The organism is Microbulbifer maximicatervae (SeqCode) (genome assembly GCF_052467305.1).
In genome coordinates this window covers 342,274-364,167 of record NZ_CP174306.1, presented here as the reverse complement: position 1 = coordinate 364,167, position 21,894 = coordinate 342,274, and the positions used below count along the sequence as shown (strand labels likewise).

The following is a 21,894-nucleotide window of genomic DNA, read 5'->3' as shown; positions in this document are numbered from 1 at the left end:
TGATGTATATACCTATACCTAAAAGCGAAAAACTCCATAATCTATACTAATGATCGTATCATCTAACAAAAAACTGGACTGCTAAATTTGGCAGAAGAGCTTCAAAGTTTTCAAACTACTGAGTGTATCCAGAGACACTTTCTATCGGTACATGGAAGCCCTTTCAATTGTCCGCTATCGAGTTCACAGTATCATGAAAAAGCTAGGTTTGGCAGTAGAATTCAAGAAGCGATTTACACTGACGACAGATAACAAAACACCAACTTCTGATTGTGCAAAACCTTCTGAATAGGGAATTATCACTGAGTGTTAAAAATCAAGTTTGAACTACTGATATTGCGTATATCTGGACTGTGCAAGGCTGGTTATACTTGGCGCTAGTGATTGGTCTCTATTCACACCGGATTGTTGGTTTGCATCTAGATCGCCAGATGGAAACGGCCTTGGAAAACCGTGCATTGCTAATAGCTGTCAATTTGCCTACGCCACCAAAAGGTCTTTTCACCGCTCTGATCGAGGCAACCAGTATGCCAGCCATACCTACCAAGCACTGTTGAAGCGACATGAGATGTTATTCTCAATGAACCGCTAAGAAAATTGTTGGGACAACGCTCCGACTGAACGTTTTTAGCAGCCTGAAACGGGAGTGGCTAACAGAAAATCTCTATAACAACAAGGGAGAATGCGATAATCGATGTAAGAGCCTATATCGCTTATTACCACACACGCAGAATACATACAACGCTGGAGGATGTAACCCCTATCGAATTTGAGAAATGTGCTTAATGAGGTGTTCGGTTGGAATTGACCACAACATATCGAGACGCTGCTAAAAAATTCCTACGAAACCGAGGGCAAAACCTTCGGTAGTACAATTATCTGTCCACCACCCTTCAGACTCATAAGCACGGAATGAGCGTACTTGGACTCACAGCTGCTGCATGCCCGGCGGCGTGGTGGCAAGAGTGCTAAGTTTGGCCGACTGCTAACCTTATCGATAAGGAACCAGCTACAAGCCTAAGATACCAGCCACTTATACCCATTACCCCCCTGCGTACCTTTACTAAATCATAGCAAAAACTAACCAGACAATTAATCTGACAACTCAGTTGTAACAAATTAACTTACCCTCTCATAAAATAAGCTAATTAACACCTATGCTAAGCTAATTCTTAACAACCGTTCTGGCATCGGTGGTGTCCGAAGTGAGACAAAGACAAGTCGGGGAATAAGTGCTGACATATCGAATCTCCAATTAAACCGGTAATTGAATTCAGCCAAATAACTCTGTACTTACTTCGGTTTAATTGCATTATAGGTGCTACGTATTGCACTCTATAAATCACCGAGAACCGTATTCACCCAATAAAATTCAGGCCCTCAACAGAATTCCGACCGCCACCACAAGCAATCTTGTCATGTGCACATCCAGCAGTTATAACGGCATTGAAGCACGCAAGACCGCCAGAAATCACTGTGCTGCCGTTACAGAGGTGTTTTTTGCTCCATGCAGAAATCTCACTGCTCCTGAAACCCTTGACAATAGGGAGCTTGATACGTCTTGATCGCCCTTCCTTGGTGGTTTCAACCGCAGCCACAACAGGGGGTTAACTTTAGCTCCACGGCCAGATTTGCATTCTGTACGCTCCCCCCCCCTGAAATAAACATCATCCAGCTCAACGAAGCCAAACAGCTTATATTGGCGGTCTTGCTCCATCATCACCTGCATGAGTTTGCGCTTCATGCGCCAAGTTGCGTTGTATGAGATACCCAAGTGACGTAACAACTCTATACAAGAGATGCCTTTCTTATCCTGGGTGACGAAAAAAAATCTCAAGTAACAAGGGGCAACTTGGTAGAATCGAAGATCATACGGGAAGTGATCGATGTCTGACGCCGACATCGATCCTAGATTGCCAACATAAGTGACACACGCCTGCCTGCTAGAAATTCTAGTGGGCTCAAGTAATTTAGAATCTTTCTTGGACGAGTGTTTATTCGGAACACTGCTTCGTCAATACGGCTTTGGGGTATCTTACCAATCTTCATACCCTTCGGGAAGAAACGTCTCAGTAGACCATTCGTATTTTCGTTTAATCCACGCCCCCAAGAATGATAAGGCTTTGCAAAATATATTTTGCACCCCAGTTTCTGTGTAATCGCTTGATGACCAGCAAACTCCCCTCCGCTATCGAAGGTTATCGTTTTACATATTGCCTGATACGGCTTCAGCATCTTCTTAATTGCCCGACTTAATGTCTTCTTACTCTTGTTGGACACGCAACGAGTGAGCAACAACTTAAAGACTCGCTCAACTAAAGTCACAAGATAGCCATCCTGGCCATAAACCGTATCGCCCTCCCTGTGGCCGAGCTCGGTGTTTCCATCAACAATCGTAGGCCATTCTTCAATATCAATACGCTCCGGAATGAGCTTTGCCCCTGCTTCAGAGCCTGTACGCCTTCGGTAGACTTTGTCTTTTCGTGGAAGCCGCAGCCTCCAACCAAGCTAAGCTATCCAGCGATAAATAGTAGAACAACAGACCGTTCTCTCACATTTCTCAAGTTTCATCCGACCAGCAACTTGTTCGGGGCTAGCATTTTTTAGCTGATGGTCGATTTGCACCTTCATGACGAAATCAAACTAGGTGTACTTACGGGCCCCATATCGCCTCTGCAGCACCTGACGATGAACGCTTTCAGTACAGTAAGGATGAAAGCGATTGAGCTGTAGTGCAATGGCTCGAGCCGAATAGCCCTGTCCATTGAGGACTTCGATCTGGTATCGTTCTTTCAGGGTAAGCTGGTTGATATAGGTTCCCATGAAATTCATGGCTTGTTTGTGTGGGAGCTGACTAGCCTACAGCCAGCTGGCCTCCTTCGCTATCGCAATGCATGTCGGTTATTGTGGGAATCTAGGGATTACATTATGTGAGCTTTCGGTTAGATATATCACAATACTTGTCATACCCACAGTGAGGACAAGAAAACCCTTTTGGCCAACACCACTGGCAGAGAGCCTCGAAACACTGCTCATCGGTATCACATTCTTGGAGGAATTGAGTCAAACTAATGCCTTTCTGGAACTGCACCTTATTACGAGCCATGATCTATTCCCTTATGAATCGACCAAACAACTGTATTTACATACAGATTTATATGAATTAACAAGGATGGAAATTAGCTAAAACAATGAAAGCTAAAGCATGATAAATTTTACTATCGCTAATCTAATAAATTCATTTTAAAATAACTCAACTGTGAATTAAGCCTATATGGAGCAAAAATGAAACCACTTGATAAATTAGATCGAAGATTCAATCTTAAGAATGGAACTTTCAACCTGGACGATGGTACACTTTTCTTACGACAGAAAGGTAAATCCCAAAATCAATTTGCATATCTTCTAGGCGAGCGAACACTTAGCGATAAAACTATAAACAACTTCAACCTAAATATAGATAGAAACAGAGACTACTGTTACAAGAGAAACATACCTTATCGACATGTTATCTTTCCCGCCAAAGCCATTGCCTACCAGGATATATTTCTTCAGGAAGGTCTAAAAATAACCCCAATCTATGGAAAAAAGCACACTCGAAAATCTGTTTACTACCCCGGAAATATCGTTGAGCCAATCGATTACTTCAAAAATGATTCCCACTGCTCTTTCTTGGGCCAATATAAGATTATGCAAGAAGTACTCCACGGTCTCGGTATCGACCTGCATAAGTTCACCTACAAAACAAAAATCGAGCAAAACAGGGGGGACCTAGGGAAAATGCGAGGAGACGCACCTATAGACCTTCTTTCATTTGATTGCTTCACCGAAATAAAACCAGAATTAGACCGATTTAACCTATCAAAGGCTCTGCAGGGAAACACAGGGGGGATATTTCTAACAATAAACCAAACAGCCCCCATTAAAAAACGTATATTACTATTTGGCGACAGTTATTTTCAAAGTTGCTTGAAATGGCTATCTCATATATTTGAAGAAATAATCTATTTAAGATCACCATATATACTTCCAGATGTAGCAAGCTCTCTTTCCCCTGATTTAATTTTAACTGGAAATGCAGAGCGATATCTAGTAAACACTCCAAATGCAGAAAATGATGTGCCCTTCTTTATTAATTACATCCACTCTCGTTTTGAATCCAGGAAATTAGATGAACATACTCTCTCTGCGTTCCAGAATATTTTCTCTGGTAGAAACTCCATAAGCTACTTAGAGTGGAAAGAGACTTTAAGAATCTCCCACAAGAAAACCCTACTCAACCTAGAAAATAATCATTTACTCCAGTTATGCGAAAACAACAATATATTAATAGACAGGATTAGAGATACTGCCACATCCCTGGAAAAAACGGACATGGAAGAAGCCTATCGGCTTATGTCTATTGCTCACAAAGCTCGGCCAAGTGGTATATTTATACGCAGAAAATTACAGGAATATATATTGTTACTTAACCCATAAAAAACTTAAAAATAAGGAGCCGTGAGGATTTTCCTGACAATCAATAACAGCTCATAAGTGAGCTCATTAATTACTTTTAACGGATTGGCAGCGGGCTTAAGGCCCGCTTTTTTCGTTTTTATTGGGCCTAATTAAATTTCGACCACTTTCAAAGCCCCCCATTTTCCCTCTCAATCAATGGTAAGGAACACCCAATGAAAAGCGGCAAACAAAGAAGAACCGAAATTAAGCAAGCTCGAAGAAAAAGAATAGAGAAGTTAAATAGAGGCAAGATCCTTGATCAGTTCAGTGGCCCCATTCCCGACTGGGCTATTGCGGTAGATAGAGCAACAATTGTGCACCACTCTTACTACCTTGACATTCCTCTCTACTACTTGGATCGAGAATTTCAATGTAAAGATTGTGGCTCAGATGAAGTATGGACGGCAAAGCAACAAAAATGGTGGTATGAAATCGCCAAAGGAGACTTTGAGACTTCTGCGATTCGCTGTCGTCCCTGTAGGAAAAAGAGAAACCAAGCGAAAGCAGAACAGAAAGCTCATATGGAAGCAATGGCAAAGAAAAAGCCACACCCCAATGAGGCCTTCTTTAAAAAGGGCTTTATTAAAGAATAATACAGGTGCATCCAGTAAGAACCAGAAATCGCGCCTTAGGAAACGAGTATAAGGATTGTATTTCGGAGTGTTTACAATCCACTCCGAAATAGATTTACTAAAAAAAATTAATTAATCACAACTATCAATATTTTTGAACTACTTTAGGCAATTAGGAAGTGCTGAAGTACCTGGCCATATTGTAGAAAGGTAACTGCTAGAATCTTTAGTCACATTAAATATCATAGTACCGCCACCAAGGTTATTATTCTCATTACATGATGCTAAAGCGCTCGCTGCAGAAGCACTATTCAACACAGTAGAAGCGCCAACACCCAGCTTAGACTTATCAACACCCAGATTGATATACTTCTGGATTCTTGAAGTACAACTTGAGCCCAACCAATAGCTCATCTCCCAGCCATAAGTTAGTTGATCGCCCAGTTTCTTGCCATTCCATTCAGCCTGAAAAGCATCGGCATCACTCCAGAGCGCTTTAGAAATGATTTTATTCGGCATTTTCTCTCGCAATGCACTAGTCACTTTTACCAGGGAGTCAGAATAGGTTTGGCCGCACTGTGAGTACTCATCATCAATATCAATACCATCCAGACCATATTGATCCACTGCATCTTTCAACTGCTGAGCAAAGTCATCAGCGGATTGCTCATCGGCAAAACAAGACCAACCTGCATTTTGGTGATTTCCGAGAACGCTGAGCACCACTTTCGTACCCTTGTCTTGCAAGTCTTGTACTGTACTCAAATTGTTATTGAGCAAGTCTGACACTTGGTCATTAAAATGCAGTACAGCTTTCTGACCATCGTAATTAATATTTGCCGCGAAGATCACAGCTATATCAAACAACTGGCTGCCATCGCTCTCTGTAAAGCAGCCCGCATTGCCCAGGTTATTACTATTAACTTCTACGTAAGCAACTTTAGGAGCTAACACACTTTCCTGAGGAGTATCAGATTTACACAGAGTTGAGCCCAGCTCACGGATTTCATTCTTACGTGAACCACACCCATACCCGCTGCCATCCATGGAGGCATTATCGGCAAGATTTGCAATTTCCCAGTCCCCCAGGACGGAACACAGCTCATCCTTATAGATTTGAGCCTCAAGATAGGTGACCGGGCTTGCATCAGATGCACAGCTGCTTCCACTAACAACTTGAGGCGCTGAAGGTTCGGATTTACACAATGTCATGGATAATTGGCGACTTTCATTACTCGTCAATTGGCAATTATTTCCCAGATGTTCTATTGAGGACCCGTCTGATAAACCAACCAAATCACCATTACTGAGAAGATCACAAAATTCATTAGGATAATTAAGCGCTTCAGAATAGCTTACTGCTGTAGTGTCCGAGGGACAGTCAACCGAATTAACCACTTCAATATCTGCGTATGCACCAGTCTGAAATAAAATGGTGGCACAAGCAGCCTGCACTGCTCTACGTGTCGATTGTTTCATATTTATGCTCATTTTTATTATGTAGTTATGTAAATTCTGTAATCTAATATCGATAATCAAAAAAAATGGTGTAGAGCTTACACTCTACACCCAATACTACGATCAACGAGGTATTAGAATTTATAGTTTGCACCAATATATAGTCTGCGCCCAGAGTAATTATAATAAGTCATTCTGTTTTCCTGCTTCCAGAACCCCTCTGCCTTTTCCTCCGTTAAATTAATGATAGATGCCGTGAAATTGAGGTTTTCATTGAAGGTAAAGCTGACATTAAGATCAAGCTGCCCATAAGCTTTATCGTATAAATTATACCCTTGGTGAAGCCCCCCAGCTCGATCATCTTTCCAGTTATAAGATGCTCGCACACTGTACAAATCATTTTCATAATAACCGGAAAGATTGTACTGGTGCTTAGCCGTTCCAGGAATTTCTGCCTCAGTTTCTTCACCATTAACAAACACCCCTGAAGTACTGGTGTCGGTGTAGGTATAATTTGCCATTACACCAAAACCACTTTCGAACGCGTGTTGTGCAAACAGCTCAACGCCTCTTGAAGTTGCCTCAGCACCACCCGTTTTTGTGGTCATGTCGACTTCAATGGGTCCATTGCAGCAATTGTGCTCACGTAATACAACTTCAGTTGTGGTTATAGGAAGGTTGCTGATATCCTTACTAAATAATGTTGCCCCAAGTGCGGAAGCATCAAAGTAATACCATTCAATTCCCAGGTCGAATTGATTGGAGAGCATCGCTTCTAGCCCAGTATTTGCTGAAGTGCCAGTCCCACGGCCGGTCCAAGAATCCGGCGAGTTAATATTTACAGGGGGGCCATAAGACTCAGCCTGCCCCAAATCAGCATAACTAACTCGAGACATGGTTTTTGCTGCAGCAAATCGTATTACAAGGTCATCAGTTAGATCCCAGGCAATATTCAAACTTGGTAGGAAGTTTTCACTGTCAGCACTTCGATTATTTGCATTGGTGATATCTGTCTCTTGACCAATGATGTCATCGTACGTCGAGGTAGTTAAGTCGGTATTAACATAGCGGACACCAAAGTTACCCCGGAAGGCTTCCCATTCAAAATCTGCCTGTGCGTAAAGTGAAAATATTTTTTCCTCGATGGTATAGGTACCGGATAAGACAGGAACTACAGTCCGAGTAAAATTATCACTAACGTAGGCTTTAAGCGCATCTATATCAAAAGGCAGATAGTTAATAGCCCCGGTATCGCCTGCGCTATTATCGATTACGCTGCCGCCAAGTAAGATTGAAGTGTCTGGATGAAAATCCGGGTTGTGGAACCATTCGGTACCCGACAACCACCCACGATAACCACCGTTATCCGAAATACCGTCATCCCACAGGAAAGTATCTCTTAGGGACTTGGCTTCATGATCTCGGTATTTAGTACCGACATAGATTTTGTTAACTATTCCCCAATTGGTATCAAATCCCAGGTCAAGCTGATAATAATCTTCCCTATCCCGATTTTGGGTAGCGTCAGAACTAAACCAGTCATAGTATGGATAGGCCTCCTGATCCGAGGTGAGATCTGTAGAGATTTCGTAGCTAGGTTCCCCGTCGGCAATAGACCACAGCCAACTATTTACGGAACCATAACGTGCATCCATATTTGCCATGATTCTTTCGGAGACACCTCCTTTTGCAGAGCTGCGCCCAATATTCACTGCTGCTGTGTAAGAATCACCTTCATACAGAATTTCGAGGTCGAATGTATGAGATTCTGATTCACCGTAGCTATCCTGCCCGGTCAATTGCGGAGACATTAAACCTCGCTCTACCTCAACACCACCATTGACATCAGCATCACCCCAGTTATCAGCATTTAGCAAACCGTTATCACCGTTGCCATAGGTAACTACGGTATCCCCTTCCAGCTCAACGCCAAAGTAGGGGTTATGGTTATCATTCCATTCTGCTAAGGTGAGATTCTGACTACGGGTATCGTATCCCAACTGGGAACCGAAATAGTTCAGAGCAAATTCCAAGCGCTCAGTTGGCCGCCATTGAGTGGTAATTTGATAACCATCCCTGGCCCTATCCTGCTCATGATTACCAATACCCATAGCTCTGGGCGCCCAAACATTGTTGTAAACTTCACCAGTTTCCTGGTCAACAATTGCCGGACGCTCAGCACCTTCAACCGTATCTGAATGGAATCGCCAATGACTCGCGTAGTTTTCAATTGAGGTTACGGTTCTGTCCTGCTTGGTATAGCCAGCCAGGATACCGAAGGTTTCACTCTCATTTTTCCAGGAGTAAAAAGCACTATATTGAGGTTCCCACTGCTCATTAGTATCTGAGTAAGTGGTTTCAGTAGTTATAACACCCTCACCAGAATCCATTTCCAGAGGCTTACGACTGTGTAGAATAACCGTTCCGCCAATTCCTCCTTCATCAATTCTAGCTTCCGGGCTTTTGTAAACTTCTACTTTGCTAATCATGTTGGATGGCAGCAAAGTGTAATTAAAGCTTCGAGATGGCGCTTCTCCATCAGAGGTTGCAATGTAGTTTCCATTTAACTGAGTCAAGGTCCACTCGGCACTGGTGCCACGAATACTGACTCGACTACCCTCTCCACCACTGCGTGTAATTGTGATCCCTGGCACGCGCTGAAGAGAGTCTGCAACATTCTTATCCGGGAACTTGCCCACATCCTCGGCGGTTATCGCGTCTACAATAGCATTAGAATCCCGCTTAATTTCCAGGTTTCTGGTATTACTCTCAAGAATTCCGATTACCTCAATATGATCCATCGGTTTGTCTTTCTCAGAGATATCATCAGCAATCGCCACGCTACTAATGGCTAATGAAATAGCGGAGACTAGCGATTTCTGCTTAATCTCTCGGCTCCAGATTTTGACCATGGTTCGTCTATTATTCTTGACTGTTTTCATAGTATCCCAACTTTCTTTTCTTATAAGTTTTTTAAAAGAGCCCCTCTCCAAATTGGAGAGGGGCGAGAAACCGTCAGGGGACCCTAAACCCCGTAATGACAGTCCACTTGTTGAGCACTAAAACCCTAAGAAAAAAACGGGATAAGGGGGTAATAGAAACTGAGACAGGAATAGAACAAAATCGGCGTTTGGATTTTTGGAGAACACTAAGGGAAAGGTATAAGAAGGTATGAAAGGCCAAAATTCGATTATGGATTTACATGATATTCAACAAATAGATAAACTATTTTTAAAGAGAAGAAAGCCAGCACCAAACCATTTCAACAAAAAACTTCTATTGATTATCCATCTCTAAGTAGTTCAGGAATGGCCTATCGCATTCAAAGTTGAGACTGAACTTCTTCTCTATAAATAGCGGGAAGCTGCCCAAACATGGTCTTGAAATGTCTACTGAAGTAACTGTGAGATGGAAATCCGACACGGTATGCGATTTCAGAAATTGGCCGCTGAGTGTCCACCAGCATACGACGGGAGTTCTCTAACCTAACCTCTCTGACAAACTGCATTGGAGTTTTCTCCAAATACTTTTTAAATCGCCTCTCAAGGGCGCTAACAGACAAACTGGCTACCTCTGCTAGCTGTTCGACAGTAATCGGCTGACTGTAATTATTTTTAATATATTCAACAGGCTTTTTCAGCTTATCCATTCTGGAGAGCGTTTTGACCGTTTCATTAAGGTCGCGAGCTACGCCATAGGTACCAATAATTTTTCCAGTGGAATTCTTTAGTGGGCGCTTGGATGTCGTAAACCAAACCAACTCTCCACTTTTCCCTATATTCAACTCCAGTCGATCTGTAATCGTTTCGCCCTCCATCACTCTTTGGTCATCACGCATATAGTTTTTTGCGAGATAAGAGGGGGAAAAATCCATATCAGAGCGGCCCACAACCTGATTAAGGGACCTGCATCCAACATGCTCAATAAACTCTCGGTTACAATGTACTACGTAACCAGAATCATCTTTTACCCAAAAAATAATATCTGATATTAAATCAAAAACCGCAATAATCTGCTGGGTAGACACCATTTCCAATATTGATTCAGACTTCATTATTATTATCTATAATAGCTGGTAAAGAGTCCCTGCCTTTTTTATTACTGTACAGATCCAGCAAGCAGAAAAGGCACTAAAAAGCGCCTTCTCGGCACTCTCCCCGCACCTCACCACCATACGCGGAAATAACCCGTTCAATTTCAAAATAGCCACGCTCACAGAAACCGGTTTCCAACATCTTTTGTTCGAGAGCCCAATCTAAATAACGCTCTACACGGTCACTTGAACGGCCTCCCAAACCGATAGTATCCCGCTGCATTCGACGTTGAGAACTAGGCTGGTTTGAAACTGGGGGAGGAAGATCCTGCCGATCCTTCTCAAGAGTAAATGTAAAACGCTTAGCTCCATTTTGAGCAATCTCAGTTACAAACGACTCTTTCATTCCGGGAATCGGCTTGTTACTGGAACAGGCACTGAGAAAAATAGGTAACGCTAGGCCAGCGGCAATAAATAAACGGGCCTGAAAACTGCTAATATTTTTATTATTCACTCAAAATCCTCTCTAAACACTAACCTGCTTTACTACATCGAGCGCAAAGTTAGTATTGTTTACTGCGTTTCTATTTAAATACCACTGTTTTATTTCCGTGTATAAACACTCGCTCCTGCAAAACTAGTTGCAGCGCTCGAGTCAAAACCAATTTTTCGACATCCCTACCTGCATCCGCCATGGTTTCTGCAGAATAGGCATGATCCACATGTATTACATCCTGTTCAATGATCGGCCCTTCATCCAGATCATCGGTAACAAAGTGCGCTGTGGCTCCAATAATTTTTACTCCACGCTCGTAGGCCTGCTGATAGGGCTTGGCTCCGATAAATGCAGGAAGGAAAGAATGGTGGATGTTGATAATGCGCCCGCTATAGCGAGCAACAAAATCAGGGGTTAGCACGCGCATATACTTGGCCAGCACCAAATAATCAGGGTTGTACTCATCCACTAAGGTGGCCACTTGCTGCTCGTGGGCCCCGCGCCCCATCCCCTCAGCAGAAATACAGTGGAAAGGAATATCAAACTTCTGTACCAGCCCCTCCAGATCCGGGTGATTGCCGATAACAGCCGCGATCTCCACATCCATAGCGCCGGAATAGCACTTCATCAGGATATCCCCCAGGCAGTGGGGCTCGCGGGTAACCATCAGCACCAGGCGTTTCTTCCGCTCTATGGATACCAAGCGACGCTCTGCGCCCTGGGGCAGTGTCATATCCAGATCTTCCAGGAAGGTGGCATCGTTAAAGATACCCTCCAGTGCAGTGCGCATAAAGAAGCGCCCCTCAACCCGGTCCACGAACTCATCATTTTTGATGATATTCAGCTGGTGCTTGTAGCAAATATTGGTAATCTTTGCGATCAGGCCCTTATCATCGGGGCAGTCGGTCAGCAGTATCTTCTTTTCCATGGTCAAATTTCAGGCCAAATATCCAGAGTCCAGACTATACACTATGCCGACTTTACGATTCAGCGATCCATTCCGGGGAGAACATGGATAAAAACCTTTACGCCGATCATATGGCCACCCTGTGCCGCCGCTACGACGAAATCCTCGAGCAGAGCGGGTTTGATACCCTCAACGTATTCAGTGGCGCTCCCAGGGTGCAGTTCCTGGACGATAACTATTACCCGTTTAAGGTGAATCCCCACTTTAAGGCACTGGTTCCCATTGCCGACAACCCCCACAGCTGGGTTATCTATCAGCGTGGACAAAAGCCAAAGCTTTTGTTCTACCGCCCAGTAGACTTTTGGCACTATGTACCGCCGGCACCCCAGACCTTCTGGAGCGATTTCTACGATATCGAGCTACTGAGCAAGCCGGCCGATGCCCAGGCGTTCCTGAGCCCAGAGAATGCCGCTTTTATCGGTGAGAGCGACAAGCTGCAAGGCTGGTCACTGGGGGAGGAAAATCCGGAGCTTCTGATCAACCGCTTGCACTGGGCCCGCGCTTATAAAACGCCTTATGAGGTCGCCTGCCTGCGTGAGGCGAACCGTATTGCGGTCAATGGGCACCGCGCCGCCGAACAGGCTTTCCGCAGTGGCGCCAGTGAATTTGAGATCAATCAAGCCTACCTGGGCGCTGCTGGCCAGGGCGAGAACCGTATGCCCTACGGCAACATTGTTGCCCTGAATGAACACGCCGCAATCCTGCACTACACCCACCTGTCTACTGAGCGGCTGCCTGAGCCGCAGCTGAAAAGCTTCCTGATCGATGCGGGTGCTGACTGCAATGGCTACTGCTCTGATATCACTCGCACCTACGCCTATGCCGATAATGAGTTCGCAGAGCTGGTAACGGCCATGGATGAAAAGCAGTTGCAGCTGGTAGACGGCCTCAAACCTGGCCTGCCTTACCCAGAACTACATCGCCAGTGCCACTTAAACGTGGGCGAGCTGTTGGCCCAATTTGGCATAATCAAAACCTCTGCCGAGAATGCCGTGGAATCCGGATTAACTCGCCCCTTCCTGCCACACGGCTTGGGTCACTTCCTCGGCCTCCAGGTACACGATGTCGGCGGTCACCAGACCGGCCCCGATGGAGGCACGACACCCCCACCGGCCAAGTACCCATTCCTGCGTACCAGCCGAACTATCGAGGAGAACCAGGTATTTACCATCGAACCTGGACTCTACTTTATCGATAGCCTATTGGGAGAGCTAAAAGACTCAGACCTCGCTGCCGAGGTTAACTGGGATAAGGTCGACAGCTTCCGCCCCTACGGCGGCGTGCGTATTGAAGACAATATTGTCGTACACGCAGCCGGCAACGAAAACCTTTCTCGCACCCCTTAGTTCATAGAGTAACGCAATATTGTGAGAGTGCTTACAAGTAAGCGCTCTCGCAATACCTTTACCTTACTCCGAAAGTTAAAACATTAAAGAACGCCCTACCGCTCCCGCTTTTCCTCTCGCCGCTTGCGCCCCTAAGCTGCTTGCCCCCTCACCGAAAAGAAGCCAAAGTCCATCACCGGTATTACAACAAGAAAAGGGACTGTTCATGAGAAAAAAAACACTGGCAACGCTTATCGCAGCCACAGTACTAGCCGCAGCCAATAGCGCTTATGCAAAATCAATCGAGTATATTTTTTACGATAAAGAGGGCATTGCTGGCTCTGAAGTTATTCATCAGGATGGAACAAAGGTATCTGGTGAATTAAAGCTCGGCTGGAATAACCGTCGCCTAAACCTCAAGGAGAGCTTCACTATCGGTGAGGCGGCAATGCCCGAGAAATTATCCATTGAAGGGATCAGCCCATTTGGTGCTCCAGTCAGCGAAGAATTTTCCCAGGAAAATGGTGTCTCTCGCTGGAAAGGTTCCGATGAACATGGCAGTGCAAAAACTTCCGAAGCCCAATTTTATATTCCCAAGAACAGTACCCTTGCCGTACAGACGCAATTGGTAAAAGCACTGATTGCCGATGCAGATCAAAATATTGATTTACTGCCGCAAGGAAAAGCACGCCTCCATAAGCTTGATAAAGTGACCCTGCAACAAGGCGAGAAAAAGAAAACGGTCCACCTTTACGGCGTAAGCGGCCTGGGCTTTACCCCAGATCTCGCCTGGTATGATGACAATGGGGATTTATTTGCCTCCGATGAGGGGGGATGGTTCGCCATCCTGCGCAAAGGCTGGGATAAATCTCACCTCGAAGAACTGAAAACCCGGCAAGTCGCAGCCGCAGACCAGTACCTGCAAAGTATTGCCAAGAAACATACCCACACATCAACCCAACCCATCCTGATCAGCAACGTCAACCTGGTTGATGTTGAATCTGGCAAACTGCAGAAAAAGCAGCATGTGCTGATCAAAGATGGAAAGATCGCAAAAATCAGTAAAAAACCGATCAAAGCCAACGGGGCAACCACCATTGATGCCCGTAACCATACGTTGATCCCCGGCCTCTGGGATATGCACGCCCACTTATCCCCTACCGATGGTGTTCTGAATATGGCCGCTGGCATTGTCAATGTTCGCGACATCGGTAATACCCATGAAAGTATCATGCGTATTGAAGGCATGTTTGAGTCAGAGCAAATCATTGGCGGCGACCTTTTCCGTGCGGGCTTTATGGACCGGGAAAGCGAAAATGCCATGCGAATGGGCAAGACTGCGGACAGCCTGGAAGAAGCCAAGGATATTGTCGAGTGGTATGCCGATCGCGGCTATCAGCAAATTAAAACTTACAGCTCGATGGAGCCCGAGTGGATCGCTCCGTTAGCCAAGCATATCCACGAAAATGGTATGCGTTTGTCCGGTCATATTCCTGCATTTATGACCGCCGAAGAGGCAGTGGACGCGGGCTTTGATGAAATTCAGCATATCAATATGCTGTTTCTGAATTTTATGGGCAAGATAGATACCCGTAAAAGACTGCGCTTTACAGAAATCGGAGAGCACGCCCACGAGCTGGATCTGGATAGCAAAGAAGTGGCTGCTTTCCTGGATAAGCTAGCCAAGAAAGGCACTGTCGTAGACGCAACCACCACCGTATTCAGTTCGATGTTACTGCGCCAGCCGGGCAAAGTAGATCCTGAATTTGCCGATATTACCGACCACCTTCCAGTCAATATCCAGCGCGCCTTTGTTGGGGCCGAACTGGATGTGAAGCCGGAACACCGGGATGACTACGACCTTTCAGCGGAAGCCCTGCTGGCCATGATGCTCAAGCTACACGAGCACAAGGTCACTATGGTCGCGGGCTCCGATGGCATCCCCGGATTTACCCTGTTACGTGAACTGGAGCTCTATGCCAAAGCCGGTATTCCCAATATTGATGTGCTGCGCACGGCCACCCTGGTACCGGCACAAGTTATGGGGGCCGACGAGTACACTGGCAGTATTGCGGTGGGTAAAAATGCAGACCTGGTTTTACTGGAGGGAAATCCCCTTGAGGATATCACTGCGTTACGTCGCACTGCACTGGTGCTCGAGGGACAAAATATGTATCGCCCGGATGAGCTTTACACGGCCTTGGGTATTAAACCTTTCCACCCTTCAGTGCCATTTGAATTAAATAACACTACTACAGTAGCCACCAAGTCCGAGTAAGCAAAAAACAGAAGCGGAAAAAACAGAAGCGGGAAAAACTGAAAAGAAAAACCGGCAATCCAAATGATTGCCGGTTTTTTTATTTATAAATTGGCTAGGCCAGTTCTGTGCGCACAGTGCGCGCAGCCTCTACCATATTCAGCAAGGATGACCCGACCTCAGCCCAGTTACGGGTTTTAAGGCCACAGTCCGGATTTACCCAAAGTCTCTCAACCGGCACCACTTGTGCAATTTTCTTAAGTCGCTCTACCAACTCCCCCCTTTCCGGCACATTGGGTGAGTGAATATCGTAAACGCCAGGTCCAATTTCATTGGGGTAACCACCGGCCTTGTCGGCAAACGCGCTGAGTAGGCGCAAGTCGGAGCGAGCAGATTCAATAGTAATTACATCCGCATCAAGGGAAACAATTGCATCCATAATTGCATTGAAATTGCTGTAGCACATATGGGTGTGGATCTGGGTTTCCGCTTTTACTTCGCTACAGGTGTAGCGGAAACACCCTACCGCCCAGGCAAAATAATCCTGGTGCTCAGACTCTCGAAGGGGAACTCCCTCACGCAAAGCCGGTTCATCAATCTGGATAATCCCGATACCGGCCGCCTCAAGATCCAACACCTCTTCCCGCAATGCTTTGGCAATTTGCAGACAGCTCTCACTGCGGTGGATGTCCTCCCTCGGGAAGGACCAGTTGAGAATTGTGACCGGGCCGGTGAGCATACCTTTTACCGGCTTATTAGTAAGGCTCTGGGCATAGCTGCTCCACTTTACAGTCATGGCTTTAGGCCGGGAGATATCGGCAAAAATAATCGGGGGTTTCACACAGCGAGAGCCATAACTTTGCACCCAGCCATTACCGGTGTGTACAAAACCATCCAGTTGCTCCCCGAAATATTCCACCATATCGTTGCGCTCAGCCTCACCATGCACCAGTACATCCAGACCGAGTATTTCCTGACGACGGATAGCTTCGGCAATTTCAGCGCCTAGATGTTCTAAATAATCCGCCTCAGAAATCTCGCTATTGCGGTACTTGCGACGCACACCGCGCAAAAGATCCGTCTGTGGGAATGAGCCTATTGTGGTGGTGGGCAGCAGTGGTAATTTCCAACGCTTGGCCTGTACTAAAGAGCGATCCTGAAAGCACTGTTGACGCCAAGTATCCCGTAATTGATCAACAATGGAGCCCTCGGCTACACCACTCTCTCCGCCTGAGACAGGGATCTCTGTGTCCTCATTGAGCAGCTGCTGTAATTGAGCCAACTCCTGAAGTTTCTGGCGGCTGTAAGCGAGCTTCTGTTTTTGCTCACTGGGCAGCTTGACCTCCGTTTCCAGATCCACAGGGCTGTGGAGCAGGGAGCAACTCGCTGATAGCCACAGGCGATCTCCCAACTGCTTCGCCAAAGGCTGCAAAGTGCCCTGCCAGCGGCTGAGGTCTGCTCGCCACACATTGCGCCCATTAATCACACCCGCAGACAGAACCTTGTTCTTTCCTGTCAGCTGGGCCGCAGCTTCAAGTTCTTCAGGTGCGCGTACACAGTCAATATGTACCCCAGGCACCGGGAGGGAAAATACCAGCTCCAAATTCTCGCGCAAAGGTGAGAAATAGGTAGCCAGCAGTGTATTCACCCCCAGGGCTACTGCCGCAATCTGCTGGTAGGTGCTATCAAAAGCCCCACGCCATTCATCCGGCAGATCCAGGCCTAGTATGGGTTCATCCAACTGCACCCATTCAACTCCGAGGTCAGCGAGCTGAGACAGCAACTCGGCATAGCAAGGCAGGAGTTTTGGCACTAAATCCAGAGGGCTATCCACACCTCGCCCCAGCCATAAGTAAGTGAGTGGTCCAATAACCACCGGCTTGGCTTTGTAGCCCAGGGATTGGGCTTCCCGCACCTCTTCAAGTAACCACTCACTATCCAGGGAGAACGCCTGATCATTGGAGAACTCAGGCACCAGATAGTGGTAATTGGTGTCGAACCACTTGGTCATGGCACTGGCCGCTACCGGCTGCCCCGATGGAGCGCGACCACGGGCCAAGCGGAAATACTGGTCCAGCTTGTTGTCTGCCGCACCTTCTTTAAAGCGCTGACCGACCACACCAAACATCAGGGAGTGATTCAGAACCTGGTCGTACCATGCGAAATCCCCCACAGCTACACGGCTCAAACCGGCCTCACTTTGGGCCTGCCAGTTACCACGACGTACCCCTGTGCCCACTTGCAGCAACTGCTGCTGGGGCATATCACCGCGCCAATAGGCTTCTTGCGCTTTCTTTAGTTCGCGATTGGCTCCGATACGCGGATAGCCGAGGATATGTGTTTGCACCATGGCCGCCTTCCCAAGCTGTTTCCTGTGAGGGGAACAAAGTTGCCCCATTGAAAAATACCCCGCAGCTGCGATCTCGGTAACGGTCGCATTAGCGAGAGTCCTGACTTGATTGTGTGCGCACAGTACTGTTCAATCAATTTCATATTTTTTGCAAATAACATGAATAATTTTAATGATGATTGAATTGCGCCATTTGCGTGCGCTGAGTGTTTTGCGTGAGACAGGCAGCTTGGTACGCGCAGCAGAGCGCCTTCACTTGACCCAGTCGGCTCTTTCGCACTTATTTCGCGAAATGGAGGACCGGCTCGGCCAAGAACTGTTTATACGTAAATCCCGGCCTCTGCGATTTACCAGTGCCGGTCTGAGACTGCTGCAGTTGGGCGACGACATACTGCCCCAGGTAGCTATAGCACAACGGGACCTGTCTCGACTGGCATCTGGGCAAGCGGGCAGGCTCAATATCGCTATCGAGTGCCACAGCTGCTACCAGTGGCTGATGCCCGCACTGAATACCTTCCGGGACAGCTGGCCAGAAGTGGAACTGGACCTGTGCAGCAGCTTCCACTTCGCTCCCCTGCCCGCACTGGTGCGCGGCGATCTGGACCTGGTTGTCACTTCTAATCCAGACCCCGATCTCAAAGGACTGCACTACGAGCCGCTATTCTGCTTTGAAATGTGCCTTGCCATAAGTCGCAAACACCCTCTAGCGCAGGAGAGCAAACGGCGTTGGGTAGAACCGCAGGAATTGGCTGGTGAAGTCCAGATTACCTATCCGGTTGAGCGCGAGCGGCTGGATATCTTCCAGCACTTCCTCGACCCCGCTGGAATTGAACCCGCAGAAGTTCGAACCGCAGAACTCACCGTGATGATGGTTCAGTTAGTAGCCAGCGGCCGAGGGGTTTGCGCCCTGCCCAATTGGGCGCTACACGAGTACCTGCAAAAGGGGTTTGTTTCCCAATTCCAGCTGGGTAAAGAGGGCCTTTGGAGCACTCTCTACGCGGCAGTGCGGGAAGATATGCTCGAGCAACCTTATCTCACAGACTTCCTCAAAACCGCACGGGATACCAGCTTTGCCAATCTGCAAGGTGTTAGAGCGGCCAAAACCAGCCCCAGTGTGGCAGAACCTGCCTAACCACTTACAAAAGTTAACTGGGCGACTTAAGCCTTTGCGGAAATAATGACTTACTCAACCTCAGCACAATTATCAAACAAACTGAATATTTTCAGATCAAACAAATCAATGGTTTGGTCTGGCCGGAGAGGCCGGTAAAATCACACAAATAACTATACGGCAGTGGCCTGTACCCGGCCAAATGCCTGGACTTTGTAGGAGACCCTCTATGTCAAACCCGGTTGAACGTTGGAACTCAGTGAGTAAAGGACTGCACTGGCTTTTTGTAATCCTGCTGCTCTCTGTGTGGGGAGCGGTTGAACTGCATGAGTTTTACGAGCGCGGCGACCCCATGCGCGGCTGGTTTATGCAGCTGCACTTCTCGCTGGGAGTCGGTGTCCTGATGCTTCTGGCCCTTCGCCTCTACTGGCGTGCACGTCACAAGCGCCCACAGATTGAAGGCAAGAAGTGGCAGAAGGCACTGTCCAGCCTGACCCATGGTGGACTCTACCTGTTGATTCTGGCTATGCCGGTATCAGGCATCGTGATGCGCCAACTGTTTGGGCGCGATACCGAGTTTTTTGGCCTGTTTGCCGTTCCCAACCTGTTCGCCAAAAACCCGGATCTGGGCAAGCAAATCGCTTTCCTGCACAAAGATGTCATGTGGCCCGCCCTGCTCGTACTGGTTGGACTGCATATCGCTGCCGCCCTGTGGCACCACTTTATTGCCCGCGATAACACACTCACCCGTATGCTGCCACAGCGCTAATTCAAGTCAGGGAAGAAATAGAAGAAGGGAAACTGAATGGGAGAGCGCAGGCCTGCGCTCTCCCGGAATAAACCAGCTAAACAGGTACGACTTACTCGTCGTTATTGCCGCGCTTGGCTTTGGGCTTACCTTTGGGCTTGAACTTAGACTTACCCTTGGGCTTCCCTTTCGATTTCACCGCTGCTTCATCGAAGCGGGTGATTTTCATCGGCTTACCGGAAACACGCACCTTCTTCAGGTGTTGGAACACTTCTTTCGGCATTCCCTGGGGCAGATCTACCGTGGTGAAATCGTTGTAGATTTCGATACGGCCGATATAGGAGCTGTCCAGATCCACCTCATTGGCAATAGCGCCAACAATGCTGCCGGGGCGCACGCCCTGCTCGCGGCCGATCTCGATACGGAAGCGCTCCAGCCCCTCATCGGGCGGCGGCAGCTTGCGATCTTTCTCAAAGCTTTCCTTCTTGCGACGGCGACCACCGTCAAAGTCATCATCGCGCTCGCGACGCTCTTTGCGCGGCCTCTGCTCTTTCTCTTGAATCAGCAGGGGCTGGTCACCCTGGGCCATTGCAGCCAGCGCGGCAGCAACATCCAGAGGGTCAACTTCATTCTGCGCCAGGAATTCCTCAACCAGCTGGCGATAGGGCGCCAGATCAGTTTGGCCTTCCAAGGTCGCGGTAATGCGCTCGCGGAAGCGCTGCATACGGGCGCTGTTAACTGCATCTGCGCTGGGCAAATCCAGTTTTTCGATCGGCTTCTTGGTCGCTTTCTCGATGACACGCAACATACGGCGCTCGCGGGGCGCCACAAACAGGATCGCATCGCCTTCGCGACCAGCGCGGCCGGTACGACCGATACGGTGAATATAAGCTTCGGTATCGTAGGGGATATCGTAGTTAATCACGTGGCTGATACGCTTTACGTCCAGTCCACGAGCCGCAACATCGGTGGCTACAACAATATCGAGCTTGCCGTTTTTCAGCTTGTCGATCACGGCTTCACGCAGGTTCTGCGCCATATCACCGTTCAGGGCGGCACTGGCGAACCCTCTGGCGGCCAGCTTATCTGCCAGTTCCACGGTGCTGTTTTTGGTGCGCACGAAGATAATCGTAGCGTCCACCGGCTCCGCTTCAAGAATACGGGTCAGTGCATCCAGTTTGTGCAGACCACCAACCGGCCAATAGCGCTGGCGAATGGTTTCCGCAGTCTCTGTCTTAACACGGATTTTTACTTCAACCGGCTCATCCAGATGCTCGCGGGCGATGCGGGCAATCTCTTTTGGCATAGTGGCGGAGAACAGCGCAATCTGGCGCTCTTCAGGAATCTGCTCCAATACCCACTGCACATCATCGATAAAGCCCATGCGCAGCATTTCATCCGCCTCATCCAGCACCAGGGTGCGCAGATTGGACAGATCTAAAGAGCCGCGACGCATATGGTCCATCACCCGCCCGGGGGTACCTACCACCAGCTGGACACCACGCTTCAACTGCTGTATCTGGCCGCGGTAGTCAGCGCCACCGTAGATAGGCGCAACGTGGAAACCTTTCAACTTGGATGCGTAAGACTGGCAGGCTTCAGCCACTTGAATAGCCAGTTCGCGGGTCGGTGCCAGCACCAGTGCCTGAGGGCGACGATCCTTCAGGTCCAGCTGGGAGAGTAGCGGCAGCGCAAAAGCTGCGGTCTTGCCAGTGCCCGTCTGGGCCTGGCCTAGCACATCCCGCCCCTCCAGCAGGGACGGAATAGTTTGTGCCTGGATCGGGGAGGGAGTCTCATAGCCGAGCTTTTCGATGGCGCTGAGAATTTCAGACGGCAGACCCAACTGGTCGAAGCCGGCCGCTTTAGGGGTATCGGTCATTTCGGAATTCACTTGAAGCCAAAGTCCCTATCGCGGGACCGGAGCGGTGGGTAAAAGGCCGCGCAGTCTAACAGGTTAGACGATCCAGATCAGCCTGTTTTTTAAACAAGCTGTGATGAAGCGTGCAAGCGGAATGAAATACCTTAGATGGAAAGGAAAAGAACGCAAAATCCCTAATCCCTAATCCCTAATCCCTAA

Annotated in this window: 13 protein-coding genes and 3 pseudogenes; 6 read left to right on the top strand and 10 right to left on the bottom strand. The window is 47.7% G+C overall.

The window, feature by feature from the left end; genetic code table 11:
* Positions 1–1,155 precede the first annotated feature (1,155 nt).
* The 3 pseudogenes from ACJJI4_RS01630 to ACJJI4_RS01620 form a co-directional block, all read right to left on the bottom strand.
* Positions 1,156–1,908 (bottom strand): annotated as a pseudogene (locus tag ACJJI4_RS01630) (IS1595 family transposase); the annotation flags it as partial.
* Positions 1,909–2,823, bottom strand: a pseudogene (locus tag ACJJI4_RS01625) (IS30 family transposase). It abuts the pseudogene before it with no gap.
* 109 nt (positions 2,824–2,932) lie between these two features.
* A pseudogene (locus tag ACJJI4_RS01620) lies at positions 2,933–3,106 on the bottom strand (transposase family protein); the annotation flags it as partial.
* Between the two features lie 179 nt (positions 3,107–3,285).
* On the opposite strand from ACJJI4_RS01620, the gene ACJJI4_RS01615 reads away from it, so the two are divergent.
* Together ACJJI4_RS01615 and ACJJI4_RS01610 are read left to right on the top strand one after the other, a co-directional pair.
* The gene (locus ACJJI4_RS01615; RefSeq protein WP_444926831.1) at positions 3,286–4,479 is read left to right on the top strand and encodes an alginate O-acetyltransferase AlgX-related protein; all 1,194 of its coding nucleotides are present in this window, start codon (positions 3,286–3,288) and stop codon (positions 4,477–4,479) included.
* A gap of 194 nt (positions 4,480–4,673) precedes the next feature.
* On the top strand, positions 4,674–5,093 hold the full coding sequence (locus tag ACJJI4_RS01610) for a zinc-ribbon domain-containing protein (protein WP_444926830.1): 420 nt from the start codon (positions 4,674–4,676) through the stop codon (positions 5,091–5,093).
* A gap of 138 nt (positions 5,094–5,231) precedes the next feature.
* Here ACJJI4_RS01610 and ACJJI4_RS01605 read toward each other — a convergent pair whose 3' ends face one another.
* The 5 genes from ACJJI4_RS01605 to purU all read right to left on the bottom strand — a co-directional run bounded on the left by ACJJI4_RS01605 (position 5,232) and on the right by purU (position 11,987).
* Positions 5,232–6,611: a glycosyl hydrolase family 18 protein gene (locus ACJJI4_RS01605; RefSeq protein ID WP_444926829.1), complete on the bottom strand. Its 1,380-nt coding sequence runs from the start codon at positions 6,609–6,611 to the stop codon at positions 5,232–5,234.
* A 53-nt stretch (positions 6,612–6,664) separates the two neighbouring features.
* Positions 6,665–9,472 carry a TonB-dependent receptor gene (locus tag ACJJI4_RS01600; protein ID WP_444926828.1) on the bottom strand — a complete coding sequence of 936 codons (2,808 nt, stop codon included), beginning with the start codon at positions 9,470–9,472 and terminating at the stop codon, positions 6,665–6,667.
* Between the two features lie 380 nt (positions 9,473–9,852).
* A complete protein-coding gene (locus tag ACJJI4_RS01595) occupies positions 9,853–10,584 on the bottom strand; it encodes an AraC family transcriptional regulator (RefSeq protein WP_413664535.1) in 732 nt (243 codons plus the stop codon).
* A gap of 76 nt (positions 10,585–10,660) precedes the next feature.
* Positions 10,661–11,077, bottom strand: coding sequence for a hypothetical protein (locus ACJJI4_RS01590; protein ID WP_444914595.1), 417 nt, complete (start codon positions 11,075–11,077; stop codon positions 10,661–10,663).
* A gap of 70 nt (positions 11,078–11,147) precedes the next feature.
* Positions 11,148–11,987, bottom strand: a complete 840-nt coding sequence (gene purU, locus ACJJI4_RS01585) for a formyltetrahydrofolate deformylase (RefSeq protein WP_444926827.1) — start codon at positions 11,985–11,987, stop codon at positions 11,148–11,150.
* 83 nt (positions 11,988–12,070) lie between these two features.
* Between purU and pepQ the strand changes: the two genes are divergently transcribed.
* Both pepQ and ACJJI4_RS01575 read left to right on the top strand, forming a co-directional pair.
* Positions 12,071–13,372 (top strand): Xaa-Pro dipeptidase, encoded by a 1,302-nt coding sequence (gene pepQ / locus ACJJI4_RS01580; protein ID WP_444926826.1) that lies wholly within the window; start codon positions 12,071–12,073, stop codon positions 13,370–13,372.
* A 205-nt stretch (positions 13,373–13,577) separates the two neighbouring features.
* Positions 13,578–15,629 carry an amidohydrolase family protein gene (locus ACJJI4_RS01575; RefSeq protein WP_444912191.1) on the top strand — a complete coding sequence of 684 codons (2,052 nt, stop codon included), beginning with the start codon at positions 13,578–13,580 and terminating at the stop codon, positions 15,627–15,629.
* 94 nt (positions 15,630–15,723) lie between these two features.
* On the opposite strand, the gene metE is transcribed toward ACJJI4_RS01575, so the two are convergent.
* Positions 15,724–17,958, bottom strand: a complete 2,235-nt coding sequence (gene metE / locus ACJJI4_RS01570; protein ID WP_444926825.1) for a 5-methyltetrahydropteroyltriglutamate--homocysteine S-methyltransferase — start codon at positions 17,956–17,958, stop codon at positions 15,724–15,726.
* A gap of 172 nt (positions 17,959–18,130) precedes the next feature.
* Between metE and ACJJI4_RS01565 the strand changes: the two genes are divergently transcribed.
* The gene (locus ACJJI4_RS01565) at positions 18,131–19,090 is read left to right on the top strand and encodes a LysR family transcriptional regulator (RefSeq protein WP_444926824.1); all 960 of its coding nucleotides are present in this window, start codon (positions 18,131–18,133) and stop codon (positions 19,088–19,090) included.
* 208 nt (positions 19,091–19,298) lie between these two features.
* Complete coding sequence (locus ACJJI4_RS01560) at positions 19,299–19,838, top strand: cytochrome b (protein WP_413664530.1); 540 nt, start codon at positions 19,299–19,301, stop codon at positions 19,836–19,838.
* A gap of 91 nt (positions 19,839–19,929) precedes the next feature.
* Here ACJJI4_RS01560 and ACJJI4_RS01555 read toward each other — a convergent pair whose 3' ends face one another.
* Positions 19,930–21,696: a DEAD/DEAH box helicase gene (locus tag ACJJI4_RS01555; protein WP_444926823.1), complete on the bottom strand. Its 1,767-nt coding sequence runs from the start codon at positions 21,694–21,696 to the stop codon at positions 19,930–19,932.
* Positions 21,697–21,894: the final 198 nt, after the last annotated feature.

Bases quoted from the DNA above. Each gene is read 5' to 3' on its own strand.
- ACJJI4_RS01565 (WP_444926824.1), top strand. From the start codon at position 18,131: ATGATGATTGAATTGCGCCATTTGCGTGCGCTGAGTGTTTTGCGTGAG.
- ACJJI4_RS01560 (WP_413664530.1), top strand. From the start codon at position 19,299: ATGTCAAACCCGGTTGAACGTTGGAACTCAGTGAGTAAAGGACTGCAC.
- ACJJI4_RS01555 (WP_444926823.1), bottom strand. From the start codon at position 21,696: ATGACCGATACCCCTAAAGCGGCCGGCTTCGACCAGTTGGGTCTGCCG.
- pepQ (WP_444926826.1), top strand. From the start codon at position 12,071: ATGGATAAAAACCTTTACGCCGATCATATGGCCACCCTGTGCCGCCGC.
- purU (WP_444926827.1), bottom strand. From the start codon at position 11,987: ATGGAAAAGAAGATACTGCTGACCGACTGCCCCGATGATAAGGGCCTG.
- ACJJI4_RS01595 (WP_413664535.1), bottom strand. From the start codon at position 10,584: ATGAAGTCTGAATCAATATTGGAAATGGTGTCTACCCAGCAGATTATT.
- ACJJI4_RS01615 (WP_444926831.1), top strand. From the start codon at position 3,286: ATGAAACCACTTGATAAATTAGATCGAAGATTCAATCTTAAGAATGGA.
- ACJJI4_RS01575 (WP_444912191.1), top strand. From the start codon at position 13,578: ATGAGAAAAAAAACACTGGCAACGCTTATCGCAGCCACAGTACTAGCC.
- ACJJI4_RS01610 (WP_444926830.1), top strand. From the start codon at position 4,674: ATGAAAAGCGGCAAACAAAGAAGAACCGAAATTAAGCAAGCTCGAAGA.
- metE (WP_444926825.1), bottom strand. From the start codon at position 17,958: ATGGTGCAAACACATATCCTCGGCTATCCGCGTATCGGAGCCAATCGC.
- ACJJI4_RS01600 (WP_444926828.1), bottom strand. From the start codon at position 9,472: ATGAAAACAGTCAAGAATAATAGACGAACCATGGTCAAAATCTGGAGC.